The sequence below is a fragment of the Herbaspirillum lusitanum genome (assembly GCF_026127345.1).
Taxonomy (GTDB): Bacteria; Pseudomonadota; Gammaproteobacteria; order Burkholderiales; family Burkholderiaceae_D; genus Herbaspirillum; species Herbaspirillum lusitanum.
Map to the genome: position 1 here is coordinate 431,021 of NZ_QXFG01000008.1, position 13,991 is coordinate 445,011.

A 13,991-nucleotide genomic window follows, 5' to 3' on the forward strand; every position below is an offset into this window, starting at 1 on the left:
ATGCACAACGCTTACGGCAACGGAAACACCAGGCAGGTCGTCGTCGCATGTGCATAGATCTTGCCGTCGACGTCGACGATGCGGCCCTCGGCGATGCCGACGCGGTTGCCGACCTGGATCACCTTGCCTTCGGCGCGCACCGGTCCGGTTGTTGCTGTCAGTGCGCGAATCAGGTTTACCTTCAGTTCCAGCGTGGTGTACCCCATTCCTTGCGGCAGCACGGAATGCACGGCGCAGCCGACGGCCGAGTCGAGCAGGGTGCAGAAGTAGCCGCCATGCACGCTGCCCAGCGGGTTGTAATGCTGTTTGCCCGGCGTGCCCTGAAATACGATGCGGCCCGGTTCGCCTTCAATCGGGATGAAATCCATGGTTTCGCCGATCGGCACCGACGGCAGCTTGCCATCCCAGATGCGCTGCAGGAAATCCATGCCGCTGCCGGCCTTCAGTTCATCCATCGACGCCACGCCGGGCGCGGCCAGTTTGGCGCGCACTTCGGCTTCGCGGGCTTGCCATTGGCGGAGTGTCTCTTCTCTGTTGCTGGTGGGGCTCATGGCGGTCCTTATTGCTTATATGGTTGTGAGGCGCGGTCATTTGCATTGATTTTGCATTGATGAATGACGCGTGACTTTTATGATGAAAGATGGAATGCATTATGCCCCGGCATCCATGTGGCGGCAAAAGGAGGTAGGTCAGGTCTGTTTTTCATGATGCAAAAATAGCGTTTCACATCGTGAAAAATGCGATTGCACAGCATCATGGATATATTTCATTTTCAGAAATTTCATTTCGTATCGCGAAAACTTATATTTAACATATTGAATATTAAGGTTAAAAATTTATTGATATGTCTTATATAAGACATTGTTGCTCTGCACCGAAAAGCCTATTATGAAGTCATGGATTTCACTTCCTGACCTCCATTTTCTTACTACCTTAAGGAGATTGACCATGACGACACGCGAACAACAAATTCAGGCACTGGCTAAAGACTGGGCGGAGAACCCACGTTGGGCAGGCGTCAAGCGCAACTACTCGGCCGACGACGTGGTGCGCCTGCGCGGCTCGGTGCAGATCGAGCACACGCTGGCCAAGCGCGGCGCCGAAAAGCTGTGGAATCTGGTCAACAACGAACCGTTCGTCAATGCCCTCGGCGCGCTGACCGGCAACCAGGCGATGCAACAGGTCAAGGCCGGCCTGAAGGCGATCTACCTGTCCGGCTGGCAAGTCGCCGGCGACGCCAACCTGGCCGGCGAAATGTATCCCGACCAATCGCTGTATCCAGCCAACTCGGTGCCGATGGTGGTCAAGCGCATCAACAATACCTTCCAGCGCGCCGACCAGATCCAATGGTCGGAAGGCAAGAACGACATCGACTTCTTCGCACCGATCGTGGCCGACGCGGAAGCCGGTTTCGGCGGCGTGCTGAACGCCTATGAGCTGATGAAGTCGATGATCGACGCGGGCGCCGCCGGCGTTCACTTCGAAGATCAACTGGCGTCGGTGAAGAAGTGCGGCCACATGGGCGGCAAGGTGCTGGTGCCGACACGCGAAGCGGTCGAAAAGCTCAACGCGGCGCGCCTGGCGGCCGACGTTTCCGGCACCAGCACGCTGGTGATCGCCCGTACCGATGCCGAAGCGGCCGACTTGCTGACGTCCGACGTGGACGACAACGACAAGCCGTTCCTGACCGGCGAGCGCACCGTCGAAGGTTTCTTCAAGACCCGTCCGGGCATCGACCAGGCCATCTCGCGCGGCCTGGCCTATTCGGAATACGCCGACCTGGTCTGGTGCGAAACCGGCAAGCCGGACCTGGCCTTCGCCAAGAAATTCGCCGAAGCCATCCACGCCAAGTTCCCGGGCAAGATGCTGTCGTATAACTGCTCGCCGTCGTTCAACTGGAAAAAGAACCTGGACGACGCCACCATCGCCAAATTCCAGAAGGAACTGGGCGCCATGGGCTACAAGTTCCAGTTCATCACGCTGGCCGGTTTCCATGCATTGAACTATTCGATGTTCAACCTGGCGCACGGCTATGCGCGTAACCAGATGTCGGCCTTCGTGGAATTGCAGGAAGCCGAATTCGCAGCAGCCGACAAGGGCTTCACCGCGGTCAAGCATCAGCGCGAAGTCGGCACCGGTTACTTCGACGCGGTCACCCAGGCGATTCAGCAAGGCCAGTCGTCGACCACGGCGTTGCACGGCTCGACGGAAGATGAACAGTTCTTCGATGGCGCCGAAAAGAAGGTTGCCTGAGAAGTTTGCTCAATAAAGTTGCTCAATAAGTTTGCTTAAGAGCGATTGAAGTTTCAGGGGGTATCCACCCCCGTCCCTGCGGGAGCCGCACTCCACAAGAGTGCGGCTTTTTTACTTTTGGCGGGAGACCATGCCGTCGCGCACCTCGAACACGGCGTCGCCCAGCACGTCGACGTCGGCCGGATCGTGGGTGATGATCAGCATCGGCACATGCAGTTGTTGTTGCAGCTCGCTGAGCTCGTGACGCATGCGTTCGCGCAACGACAGGTCGAGTGCGGAGAAGGGCTCATCCAGCAGCAGGATGTCGGGTTGCGCCACCAGCGCCCGCGCCAGTGCGACGCGCTGGCGCTGGCCGCCGGAAATCTGCGAGGGATAGCTGCCGGCTGTGGCGTCCAGCCCGAACGCCTGCAGCCAGCGGGCGACCGCCGGATGCGAAGCAGGCTTGCGCAGGTTGAGGCAGCCGCGCTGCAGTCCGAAGGCGATGTTCTGCGCTACCGTCAGGTGAGGGAACAGCGCGTAATCCTGGAACAGATAGGCGACGTTGCGCTGTTGCGGCCGTACGTTGACGCCGTGCGCGGCGTCGAACAACGTGCGCCGGTTCAGCGTGATCCTGCCTTCGTCGGGCGTCATGAGACCGGCCACGGCCTTGAGCGTCAGGCTCTTTCCTGAGCCAGAGGGACCATACAGCACGATGCGATCGCTGTCGGAGGCGAAGTCGATGTCGAGCTGGAACACGCGATCATCGGCGCGCAGCTCCTTGCGGATGCGGACGGCGACGCTCACGACAGATCCGCCCGGCGTGTATGGCCCGGCATCAGGCGTCCGGCGATCAGCAGCACGGCGACGCAGGTGACCGAGGTGATCACCACCAGCAAGGTCGCGGTGGAGTCGTCGCCGGCCTGTACCGCTTCATAGATAGCGACCGAGAGCGTTTGCGTGCGGCCCGGCAGATTGCCGGCGATCATCAGCGTGGCGCCGAATTCGCCCAGCGCACGGGCGAACGCCAGCAGCACACCGGCGGCAATGCCGCGCGCCGCCAGCGGCAGGCTCACGCGGAAGAACACGCCGGCTTCGGACACGCCTAGCACGCGCGCGGCATTTTCAAGCTGCTTGTCGACATTTTCAAAGGCAGCACGCGCCGACTTCAGCACCAGCGGGAAGGCCACGATGGTCGAGGCGATCACCGCGCCTTGCCAGGTGAATACCAGTTCAATTCCCAGGCCCGACAACCACGCGCCGAAGGCGCCGCGCTTGCCGAACAGCACCAGCAGGTAATAGCCGAGCACGGTCGGCGGCAGCACCAGCGGCAACGTCAGGATCGAGTCGACCAGGTCGCGCAGCGGCGAGCGCCAGCGCGACAGCCCGTAGGCCGCCGCGACGCCGAAGAAGAGATTGAGCACCGTTGCCCAGCCCGCGACCTTGAGCGAGAGCAGCAACGGAGTCCAGACTGCACCCATAGTTTAGGAAACGCGTGAGCGAGTGAGAGTTGATCAGGCCGCAGCGTAGCAGGGTTATCAGGGTTTGAGGAAGCCGTAACGCGCCAGCACCGCCTGGCCGGCCGCCGATTGCACGTAGGCGAGATATTTTGCAGCCAGTGCTGCCTGCGCAGTGCTTGCCGTCACCGCGATCGGATAAGTGGCAGGCGTATCGGATGGAATGCGGATCGCGACCTTGACCTTGTCCGGCATGACGGCGGCATCGGTGGCGAAGACGAAGCCGGCTTCGACTTCGCCGCGCGCGACGTAGTCCAGGCTCTGGCGCACGTTTTGCGCCATCACGCCCTTGGCCAGAACGGCGTCCCACAGGCCGGCGCTTTCCAGCGCGGTCTTGGTGTAGCGGCCGAACGGCACCGATGCCGGATTGCCGAGTGCGACTTTCTTGACGGCGGGCCGGGTCAGGTCCTTCAGGCTGGCGAGCGGCAGGGTGCTGTCGCCGGGAACGATCAGGACGATCTGGTTGGCGGCGAAATTCTTGCGCGTGGATGCTTGCACGGCTTTTTCCGCGATGGCCTTGTCCATTGCAGTCTGATCCGCCGAGGCGAATACGTCGGCCGGCGCGCCGCGCACGATTTGCTGCATCAGGATGTCGGAGGCGCCGAAGTTGTTGATCACCTTGACGCCGGGATTTTGCTGTTCAAATGCAGCACCCAGGTCCTTGAATGCGTTGGTCAGGCTGGCGGCGGCGGAGACCACGAGGTCGGTCGCGTGCGCCGGCGTCGCCATCAAAGATAGCGCCAGCAAGGCGCACGAGGCGGATGCGACGAACCTGCGCAGGGATTGTGCGGTAAGGGAAGTGGACATGGGGGCTCTGTTTTTCTGAATGGACGAAGAGTTTTGTCGAAATATACGTAAGGATATAACGATAGTCAATTCGTCGTCGCATATACATGTAATTTGCCTGGAGCCCTTGCTACAATCGCGGTCATGACAAATTCCAAAACCGTACGATTGCGCGTGATGCAGGGCGACACGATTGCCTTCGGCCCCGGCAAAGCCGCCTTGCTGCTGGCGATTGATCGCAACGGGTCGATTTCCGGCGCGGCGCGGGAAATGGAAATGTCGTACCGGCGCGCCTGGCTGCTGGTCGAAGAAATGAATCGCTGCTTCAATCAGCCGCTGGTGGCAACCGCAACCGGCGGCGCCAAGGGCGGTGGCGCCAGCATCACCGAGCTGGCGCGCGAAGTGGTGGCTTGCTACCAGCGCATGCAAAAGAAGGCCGACGCCGCCATCGAAAAAGACATGCAGCACCTGCAATCCCTGATCGTCGGCAAGGACTGAACGACGTCGATGCGCAACGCTCTCCTCAAATATCGCTTCCGCCTGCAAACCTGGCTGCGCATGTCCGAAAGCCATGCGATGCTGCTGTGGGCGGCCGTGGTCGGCTTCGTCGGCGCGCTGGCGACGATAGGTTTCCGCGAATGCATCGACGCCGTGCAATACCTGCTGACCGGGCATAGCGGCAGCTTCGTCGAAATCGCCAAGGGCCTGTCCTGGCAGATGCGTGTGCTGTTGCCGACCTGCGGCGGCGTGGTGGCCGGGCTGATCCTGATCTGGGCCAAACGCATGCCGGCCGGCGCCACTTCGGACTACATGGAGGCCGTGGCCATCGGCGACGGCCGGATTCCGATTCGTCATACCTTGCTGCGCAGCCTGTCGTCGCTGGCCACGGTCGGCTCGGGCGGCTCGATCGGACGGGAAGGGCCGATGGTGCAACTGGCGGCCTTGTGCGCTTCGCTGGTCGGCCGTTTCGCCCATTTTCCGTCGTCGCGCATGCGCCTGCTGGTGGCCTGCGGCGCCGCTGCCGGGATTACTTCCGCCTACAACGCGCCGATCGCGGGCGCCTTCTTCGTCACCGAAATCGTGCTTGGCGCGCTGGTGATGGAAAGCTTCGGCCCGGTGGTGGTGGCGTCGGTGGTGGCCAATATCACGATGCGCGAGCTGCCGGGTTACAAGCCTGCCTACGAGATGCCGTACTTCCCGGAAGTGGCCGGCGTCGAGATCATCCTGTTCGTGGTGTTGGGCGTGATCGCCGGGCTGCTGGCGCCGCAATTCCTGCGCCTGCTTGAACTGAGCAAGACGGCGTTCCGGAAGACCCGCCTGCCGTTGCCGCTGCGGCTCGGCCTGGGAGGATTGCTGGTCGGGCTGCTGTCGGTGCGGGTGCCGGAGGTGTGGGGAAACGGCTACAGCGTGGTCAATTCGCTGTTGCACACCGACTGGCTATGGTCGACGGTGCTGATCGTGATGATCTACAAGATCGTCGCGACGGCACTGACCACCGGTTCGGGCGCCGTCGGCGGGATTTTCACGCCGACCCTGTTCGTCGGCGCGGCCATCGGTTTCCTGTTCGGCGACATGGCGCATGCGTTGTGGCCGCATGCGATTTCGCAGCCATTCGCGTACGCGATGGTGGGGATGGGCGCATTCCTGGCGGCGGCGACCAACGCGCCGCTGATGGCGATCCTGATGATCTTCGAGATGACGCTGAGCTACCAGGTGGTGCTGCCGCTGATGCTGTCCTGCGTCGTGGCGTATGTCATCGCGCGCAGCCTGGACGGCAATTCGATGTACGAAATCACGCTCAAGCGCCATCGCGACGCGGCCGAGCGCATTCGCCTGCGCGGCACCCATATGAGCGAGCTGATCAAGCCGGCTGAAACCGTGCTGCAAAAGGACGCGCCGTTTTCCGAAGTGACCCGCATCTTCCTGCAATATCCGGTCAAATACATCTACATCACCGACCAGGAGAATCGTTATCTGGGCGTGGTGGCCTTGCAGGACGTGACCTCGTTGCTGCTCGACAAGGACGATATCGCGACCAAGTGCGCGGGGGATTTCATGCGCACGCACTTCTTGCATGAAGTGACGCCGGACATGTCGCTGGGGGAAGCTTTGCAGTTGTTCCTCGATCATCAGGGCGAGCGTCTGCCGGTGATTTCCAGCACGGAAGACCCGCGTCTGCTCGGCGTGGTATTCAAGACATCGTTGCTGGATGCGTATTTTCGCCTGGATCGTTCGGGTGAGTAGGTTGCTTCAAAAAGTTGTTGATCGCTTTGTAACATTCGGGGGCGGGGTGACTATTCAGCAAGCAACCTTGTTAGAATGCGACATTAAATGTGAAAAACTACCAAACACGGCGCTGTTTCGCGTGATTTTGGTACAAGCATTGTCAAAGCCGGCGACGGCCACCAACATTTCAGGGATTCGAACGATTTTATGCTGAGTTACCGCCATGCCTTCCACGCTGGCAATCACGCTGATGTGCTCAAGCACATGGTGACGATCCAGTTGATGCGTTATCTCGGCCAGAAAGACACTCCCTACATGGTGGTCGACACCCATGCCGGCGGAGGCGTCTATGCGCTGGACGGAAATTACGCCAGCAAGAACGCCGAATACGAAACCGGCATCGGCCCGCTGTGGGATCGCACCGATCTGCCCGAAGCCGTTGCCGACTACGTGCAAGTGGTGAAAGACCTCAATCCTAGCGGCAAGATGCGCTATTACCCCGGCTCGCCGTATTGCGCGAACCAGGTGATGCGCGAGCAGGATCGTCTGCGCCTGTTCGAGCTGCATACGACCGAAAGCAAGATACTGGCCGACAATTTCCGCAAACTCGATGCGCACGCCGCCGAGCAGGGCAAGCGTCCGACTTCGCGCGGCAAGCGCGTGATGATCGAACGCGGCGACGGTTTCCTCGCACTCAAGGCGCTGCTGCCGCCGCCGTCGCGGCGTGCGCTGGTGCTCATCGACCCGCCGTACGAAGACAAGCGCGACTACCAGAAGGTCAAGGAAACCCTGCAGGATGCGCTGGTGCGCTTCCCGACCGGCACCTATGCGGTCTGGTATCCTGTGCTGCAACGGATCGAGTCCAAACAGTTTTCCGATCGTCTCAAGCGTCTTGGCGCCAAGAGCTGGATCAACGTCACGCTATCGATCAGTTCGCCGTCGCCGGATGGCTTCGGCCTGCACACCAGCGGCATGTTCGTGCTGAATCCGCCATGGACGCTGTTGGCGACCTTGAAGGAAGTGATGCCGTATCTGGTGAAGGTGCTGGGTCGCGACAGCGGTGCCGGTTTCCTGCTGGAATCGGGAGAGGCTTGAATGTATCGTTCCGACGAGGCTTGCGGCGGCAGGTTTTGCCGCCGTCTCATCCGTGAAATGTTTTCTGGTATCGGCAATGGATCACGGCATACAATAGAAGATCATGCCAAAGCTTCATTGCCTGCCGGAAGTGCCGGGGTTATCCAAAACAAAAAATCATGACCGAACCGTCTCCTGATCACGACGCCGCCCCGGCGCATCACGCCCATGATTTTTTCCTGGCCCGTCAACCGATCCTGAACCGCGAACAGGAATTGATCGGTTACGAGCTGTTGTTCCGCAACGCCGCGTTTGGGCCGGCCAACGTCAACGACGACGTTTCGGCAACGGCATCCGTCATCGCGCACGCGTCCGAACTCGGCCTCAACAACGTCATCGGCAGCCTGCATGGCTTCATCAACGTTGATGCTACCGTGCTGATGAGCGACTTCATCAATTTCCTGCCGGCCGACAAGGTGGTGCTGGAAATCCTCGAAACCGTCAAAGTCACTCCCGAACTGGTCAAGCGCGTCAATGAACTGGTGCGCGCCGGCTATGTGTTCGCGCTGGACGATGTCATCACCGAGTCGGAAGATATCGCCCAGTTGCTACCGCTAGTCAAAATCATCAAGATCGACGTGATGGAAGTGGACGCAAGCAAGCTGCTCAAGCTGAGCGTGCATTTCAAACGCGCCCAAAAGATGCTGTTGGCCGAAAAGGTCGAGACGGTCGAGCAGTTCCGCGATTGCGTGACCTTCGGCTTCGACTACTTCCAGGGCTATTACTTCGCCAAGCCGGTAATCCTGCAGGGCAAGAAGCTGGAAGCGTCCAAGATCGTCATCATGCACATCCTGACGCTGCTGGTGCGCAACGTCGACAACGGCGAGATCGTGCGCTATATCAAGCGTGACGTCGCGTTGAGCCTGACACTGCTGCGCCTGGTGAATACGCCGGTGTACGGTTTCATGAAGCATATCGACTCGCTCGGGCAGGCTCTGATCGTGCTGGGGCGCCGGCAACTCAAGCGCTGGATGCAGATCCTGCTGTTCGCCAATACCGAGAAGGACAAGGCGCATACGCTGTCGCCGTTGCTGATTCTGGCGGCGACGCGCGGCAAAATGCTGGAGCTGATCACCGAAAGAATCCGTCCCGGTCGTCGCAAGATGTCCGAGATCGCCTTCACCGTGGGCATCATGTCGCTGGTCGATGCCTTGTTCGGCATGCCGATGGAAACCATCCTCACCCAGATCACGGTGAGTGCGGAAATCCGCGACGCATTGCTGTTCCGCACCGGCTTCTACGGCGAGATCCTGCAACTGGCCGAGGCTACCGAAAAGGCCGACAAGACGCCGGAGCAGATGAAGGAATTGCTCGACGGGCTGCAACTGAGCGCCGAAGATTTCTACGAACTGGAAACCCAGGCATTCGAATGGGGCAACAACATTTCCACCAACATGGGACATGTGCCCGAGAAGAAAGTCGAAGCGGAAGCCGGCGCCGGCAACGTCGCCGAGCAGGACAGCTGATCAGTTGATCAGTTGATCATCTGATTCAAAGCGCCGCCGACGCCATGTCGGCGGTTTCATTTTCGGTTTGATTTTCATTTCCTGCCGTTACCGCTCATTCCCGATCACGTCGCCTCGCGGCGTATTTTTTTATCATGCGCGCCAGGCGATTGCCGTGGCCATTACGTCTGTTGCGTCCGCTCCAATGTTCCTTGAACGTTGCCCACCAGCGCCGCCGCGCCTCCTTGAAGGCGGCCAGTCCGGCTTCGACCTGCTGCCACGCATGCGTCGCACGCAGTTGCGCAATCATGCGGTCCTTGAAGCGCAATATGATGTCCCGGTAGCGAGCAAACCAGGGCAGCGACAGCAAGGCTTTCTGCGTCAGCGTGTACACGCGCGCCACCAGTGCAGTGCCGAGCACTTTGGCGCTGACGATGATGATCAGACCCAATGTCGGATGGCCGTGGGTAATCGACATCAGGGCCAGGATTTTGACGGGGAACAGCAGCAGGCTGGGCAGTACGAAGATGACCAGCGCCACGTAGGGCGGCACGCCGGCGACCCAGGCTTCCAGGCGCACGATGAACGGGATCAGCGGCAGCCGGGCGAACAGGCGTTTGCTGGCGTCCCACAGCCATTCTTCCAGCAGCAAAAGCAATGCCGCGGTGTAGACGAAAGGCGCCAGCAGGTATTTTCTGATGTTGTGCGACAAGGACGTCCTCATGAATGCGCGAAGCCCGCTGCAGGCATATGTTGGGCAGGCGCGCCAAAAACAAGCCGGACTTGCTTCAGGGAATTCCTTGGTCGCCCGCAGTGGTCAGCGCACCTGACGCTGCTTGATCAAGCTGAGCCAGCGATCGCCCCATTTCTCATCGCTCATGCAGGAGGCATAGTCGGTTACGGTGCGTGCGGCGCGTTCCAGCAGCTGGATGTCGGCTTCATGCTGGCGGGCGACGTGCGGATCTTCCAGGAATAGCACGCGGCGGCATTCATGTTCCAGGATCAACTCGGCAATCTGGGCGTCACCGCCGAGCGGACCGCTCAGGAAAGGCTTGACCCAGTTGCGGCCGGCTTCACCCTTGATCTTGACCGCGAGTTCGTTGAGCAGGCCGCCGGTGGTGCCGGTGGCGCAGCGGAAACCGAAACTGTCGAGCACGTCGAAATGGCGTTCGGCCAGTGCCAGCATGCGCGCTTTCATTGAATCATGGGCGATCAGGGCAATGCCTTCGTCGGCCAGCCGGAACGAGCCATCGCGCGCCGGATCAGGCGCAGCGCCGCCGGCAATCGCTTCCAATTCGAACCATTCCTGGGCGCCGGCCAGCGTCGACAGGAAGGGTTTGCCGTGGATTACGCATTGGCGCTTGAGGGCCACCGCTTCCGGGAAGGTCGAGGACGGATCGACAGGATCGATCAGGTAAATGATGGCGTCCAGCATGCGTGCCGGATCGCTGTCGACCACGCGCGACACCAGCTTCATCAGGCCGCCCTGGCGCCCATAAGGGAAGCGCTCGATGTGCGGATAACCCGGCAGCAGGCCGAGATGGCCGATCGCGTCGAGCGTGCGGCCGACCACGACCAGTTCCGGTTGCAGCGCTTCGATGCGCGCGCGCGAACCCTGGAGCAGTTGCACCAGCGCAGAGTTGGGGGCGTCCTGGTGGGCACGGTTGGCGGCCAGGCCGATACGGTAGCGAGTCGAAGAAGATGTCATGGAAAAGGCGGAAGAAGTCGGTGCGGGAAGCTTTGTTTTGGCGTCGGCGCAGTGTAATTGCGCGCTCGGGGACTTTAACATACCGCTACAATGATGGACAGGCTCAAGGCCTGGACTACATGGAATATGCAAGCGAGAACATGAATAAAGCATTCGTAAAAGAATCCGACGGCGACGATGACGACGAACTGGCGTTGCCGGCCATTCCCGCGGGCACCAGGAATTACATGACGCCGGCGGGGCACAAGCGCATCAAGGATGAGCTGCTGCACCTGATCGACGTCGACCGTCCGGAAGTGGTGCGCATCGTGCATTGGGCCGCCTCCAACGGCGACCGTTCGGAAAACGGCGACTACATCTACGGCAAGCGCCGCCTGCGCGAGATCGATCGCCGCATCCGTTTCCTGACCAAGCGCCTCGACATCGCCGAAGTGGTGGATCCGACCATCCATCACGGCAACGACCAGATCTTTTTCGGCGCTACGGTGACCTATGAAAATCAGGACGGCATCGAACATACCGTCACCATCGTCGGCATCGACGAGCTCGATCCGCTCAACGGCAAGATCAGCTGGATCTCACCGGTGGCGCGCACCCTGACCAAGGCACGCGAAGGCGACGAAGTGACGCTGCAGACGCCGGCCGGCGTCGAGCAGCTGACCATCCTCGAGGTCAGTTATCCGGCGCGGCAGGATTGAGCCTTGCCTGGGCCGGCTATGTCGTCGGCTTGGAACGGATTCTGCTTCCTGTTCCCGCAGCACGACCTGGTTCCGGTTTCCTGACTCCGATTTCCTGATATCACCATTTCTCCCGATTAAGCCAAAGGCCTGTCCATGTCCATCGTCTACGCCAGTCTGAATCATCCGCAACGCGTGGCTCTCGCCGCGGAAGTGCATTCACGGCCGTTCCTGCACTTGAGCGCGCCGGAAAGCCTGACACATCTCGCGGTCTACCTGCGCGACCAGGCTGGCGCGGACGCCAACCATCACGTCGCGTTCCAGCATGCCCTGTTGTCCGACCTGTGCCTGCATTTTGGCGTAACCGCGCCGGGCATGGACGCCAAGCATTTCTTCCACGACTTCGGCCGTTTCCGCCTCAAGTGGGAATGCCATACCGAATTCGCCAGCTATACATTCGCGCAGAGTCACGACGCCGCACTGACGACCGATGAAGCCTTCGCCGCCGCGCCGCTCAGGCACGTGCCGCAGCAGTGGCTGCTGGCGTTGCAGGGCAAGATCATGGTGGCGGCCCATGTGGTGCTGGAACGCGCACCGGCACATGACGCCGCCGCCGGCATGGCGCGCCTGTTCGAAGGCAAGCTGCTGTCTTCCAGCAAGGTATTGCAGGGCGGGGAAATCTGGACCGATTTCGTGATCCAGGCCGATGGTTTCAGCCGCTTCGTGGTGCGCGACATCGACTTGCGCGACCTGCAGGGCGGACGCCTGGTGCAGCGCATCCTGGAAATCGAAACCTACCGCATGATGGCCTTGCTGGGTTTGCCGCACGCGCTGCAGGCCGGGCCGGTGCTCAACGCCATCGAAAGCGATCTGGCGACGCTGACGGCCGCGATGGTCGATGCGGAGCATGGCGGCGGCAATACCAGCGCAGGACACGCAGAAGACGAGCGGATCCTGCGCAAGATCACCGGCCTGGCGGCGCGCATCGAAAAGATGTCGCTGGAAAACAGCTATCGCTTTTCCGCATCGCAGGCGTATTTCCGGCTGGTCAAGGCCCGTATCGAAGAGCTGCGCGAAACCCGCGTGGAGGGCGTGCCCACCATCGGCGAGTTCATGGAACGCCGTCTCGCGCCCGCCATGGACACCTGCACGTCGGTGGCGCATCGCCAGAAAGCATTGGCCGAACGGATCGCACATACCAACGATCTGCTGCGCACGCGCATCGGCATCGTGCAAGAGCAGCAGAATCGCCAGATCCTCGAATCGATGAATGCCCGTGCGGCCCAGCAACTGCGCTTGCAGCAGGCGGTCGAAGGCTTGTCGGTGGCTGCAATTTCCTACTACATGGTGGGATTGTTCGGCTATATCGGCAAGGCGCTCAAGGCGTCCGGCATCCCGATCAATCCGGATATCGCCACCGGGCTCATGGTGCCGGTGTTTGCGGCGGGCGTATGGTTCGGCTTGCGGCGCTTGCACAAGAGCGTGCACGTGTCCTGAGCCGGATGGGCCGGATGGTGCAGATGACGCAGACGTAAAAAAGCCGGATCGGTTGATCCGGCTTTTTTGCTTTTGGAAACCCGATCAGACGATTGCGCTGATCTTTTCCTGTGCTTGCGATACGGTTTGCCTGGCTTTTTCTTCGCCCATCGACACGCCTTCAGCGGTGATCAGTTCCACGTCGGTGATGCCCAGGAAGCCCAGTACGCTGCGGATGTAGGTGCCGTTGAAATCCATTGGTTGCGCCGGACCTTCGGAATAGACGCCGCCGCTGCTCAGGATCACGATGGCGCGCTTGCCGGTCAGCAGTCCGGCCGGGCCGTTGGCGCCGTAGGAGAAGGTGCGGCCGACGCGGCTGATATGGTCAACCCATGCCTTGAACGCGGATGGCGGCGCGAAGTTGTACATCGGTACGCCGATGACCAGCGTGTCTGCGGCGATCAGTTCGTCCACCAGCTTGTCGGATTCGGCGATGATCGCTTGCTGTTCCGCGCTGCGTTGATCGGCAGGTGTGAAATAGGCGCCGATCATGGCTTCAGTAATGTGCGGCAGGATGTGGCTTGCCAGGTCGCGCTGGACGACCTTGCCGCCGGCGTTCTTGGCTTGCCATTGTTCGACATAGGCAGCGCTCAGCTGACGGGTAAGGGAGCCGGCATAGCGGGCGCTGGAGTCAATGTGCAGAAGGGTGCTCATATTGTTTCCTTGGAAAGTTGCCTTGGGTTATCAGGTCGCATTGGATTGCGATGAAAGGAATATAGAGGCTTTCCAATAA

The 13,991-nt window shown here is 60.6% G+C and carries 15 protein-coding genes; 8 read left to right on the forward strand and 7 right to left on the reverse strand.

The window, feature by feature from the left end; all coding sequences use genetic code 11:
* Positions 1-11: 11 nt before the first annotated feature.
* Positions 12-551, reverse strand: coding sequence for a PaaI family thioesterase (locus DXT88_RS10440; RefSeq protein WP_265213214.1), 540 nt, complete (start codon positions 549-551; stop codon positions 12-14).
* 397 nt (positions 552-948) lie between these two features.
* Between DXT88_RS10440 and aceA the strand changes: the two genes are divergently transcribed.
* A complete protein-coding gene (aceA, locus tag DXT88_RS10445; protein ID WP_016835092.1) occupies positions 949-2,253 on the forward strand; it encodes an isocitrate lyase in 1,305 nt (434 codons plus the stop codon).
* A gap of 111 nt (positions 2,254-2,364) precedes the next feature.
* On the opposite strand, the gene DXT88_RS10450 is transcribed toward aceA, so the two are convergent.
* Genes DXT88_RS10450 through modA form a run of 3 tightly spaced genes read right to left on the reverse strand, consistent with a single transcriptional unit; the run spans position 2,365 to position 4,553 of the window.
* Complete coding sequence (locus DXT88_RS10450) at positions 2,365-3,036, reverse strand: sulfate/molybdate ABC transporter ATP-binding protein (RefSeq protein ID WP_265213217.1); 672 nt, start codon at positions 3,034-3,036, stop codon at positions 2,365-2,367.
* Positions 3,033-3,710 carry a molybdate ABC transporter permease subunit gene (modB, locus tag DXT88_RS10455; protein ID WP_265213219.1) on the reverse strand — a complete coding sequence of 226 codons (678 nt, stop codon included), beginning with the start codon at positions 3,708-3,710 and terminating at the stop codon, positions 3,033-3,035. The genes DXT88_RS10450 and modB overlap by 4 nt, the downstream gene beginning before the upstream one ends.
* 57 nt (positions 3,711-3,767) lie before the next feature.
* Positions 3,768-4,553: a molybdate ABC transporter substrate-binding protein gene (gene modA, locus DXT88_RS10460; protein WP_265213221.1), complete on the reverse strand. Its 786-nt coding sequence runs from the start codon at positions 4,551-4,553 to the stop codon at positions 3,768-3,770.
* A 123-nt stretch (positions 4,554-4,676) separates the two neighbouring features.
* Between modA and DXT88_RS10465 the strand changes: the two genes are divergently transcribed.
* The 5 genes from DXT88_RS10465 (at position 4,677) to DXT88_RS10485 (ending at position 9,358) form a co-directional block, all read left to right on the forward strand.
* The gene (locus DXT88_RS10465; protein ID WP_016835095.1) at positions 4,677-5,030 is read left to right on the forward strand and encodes a winged helix-turn-helix domain-containing protein; all 354 of its coding nucleotides are present in this window, start codon (positions 4,677-4,679) and stop codon (positions 5,028-5,030) included.
* A gap of 9 nt (positions 5,031-5,039) precedes the next feature.
* A complete protein-coding gene (locus DXT88_RS10470; RefSeq protein ID WP_265213225.1) occupies positions 5,040-6,776 on the forward strand; it encodes a ClcB-like voltage-gated chloride channel protein in 1,737 nt (578 codons plus the stop codon).
* 189 nt (positions 6,777-6,965) lie between these two features.
* Complete coding sequence (locus tag DXT88_RS10475; protein ID WP_265213227.1) at positions 6,966-7,853, forward strand: 23S rRNA (adenine(2030)-N(6))-methyltransferase RlmJ; 888 nt, start codon at positions 6,966-6,968, stop codon at positions 7,851-7,853.
* Positions 7,854-8,015 carry a hypothetical protein gene (locus DXT88_RS10480; protein WP_157137886.1) on the forward strand — a complete coding sequence of 54 codons (162 nt, stop codon included), beginning with the start codon at positions 7,854-7,856 and terminating at the stop codon, positions 8,013-8,015.
* On the forward strand, positions 8,012-9,358 hold the full coding sequence (locus DXT88_RS10485) for an EAL and HDOD domain-containing protein (RefSeq protein WP_016835097.1): 1,347 nt from the start codon (positions 8,012-8,014) through the stop codon (positions 9,356-9,358). Before DXT88_RS10480 ends, DXT88_RS10485 begins: the two co-directional genes overlap by 4 nt.
* A 94-nt stretch (positions 9,359-9,452) precedes the next feature.
* Here the strand turns inward: DXT88_RS10485 and DXT88_RS10490 are convergent, their stop codons facing one another.
* Positions 9,453-10,049 carry a hypothetical protein gene (locus tag DXT88_RS10490; protein ID WP_265213230.1) on the reverse strand — a complete coding sequence of 199 codons (597 nt, stop codon included), beginning with the start codon at positions 10,047-10,049 and terminating at the stop codon, positions 9,453-9,455.
* A 105-nt stretch (positions 10,050-10,154) separates the two neighbouring features.
* A complete protein-coding gene (locus tag DXT88_RS10495; protein WP_016835099.1) occupies positions 10,155-11,045 on the reverse strand; it encodes a hypothetical protein in 891 nt (296 codons plus the stop codon).
* 140 nt (positions 11,046-11,185) lie between these two features.
* Here DXT88_RS10495 and greB point away from each other — a divergent pair, with 140 nt between their 5' ends.
* Both greB and DXT88_RS10505 read left to right on the forward strand, forming a co-directional pair.
* Positions 11,186-11,743 (forward strand): transcription elongation factor GreB, encoded by a 558-nt coding sequence (gene greB, locus DXT88_RS10500; protein ID WP_265213232.1) that lies wholly within the window; start codon positions 11,186-11,188, stop codon positions 11,741-11,743.
* A gap of 135 nt (positions 11,744-11,878) precedes the next feature.
* On the forward strand, positions 11,879-13,219 hold the full coding sequence (locus DXT88_RS10505) for a DUF3422 family protein (protein WP_016835101.1): 1,341 nt from the start codon (positions 11,879-11,881) through the stop codon (positions 13,217-13,219).
* Between the two features lie 84 nt (positions 13,220-13,303).
* On the opposite strand, the gene DXT88_RS10510 is transcribed toward DXT88_RS10505, so the two are convergent.
* A complete protein-coding gene (locus DXT88_RS10510) occupies positions 13,304-13,912 on the reverse strand; it encodes an FMN-dependent NADH-azoreductase (protein WP_265213234.1) in 609 nt (202 codons plus the stop codon).
* Between the last annotated feature and the right edge of the window lie 79 nt (positions 13,913-13,991).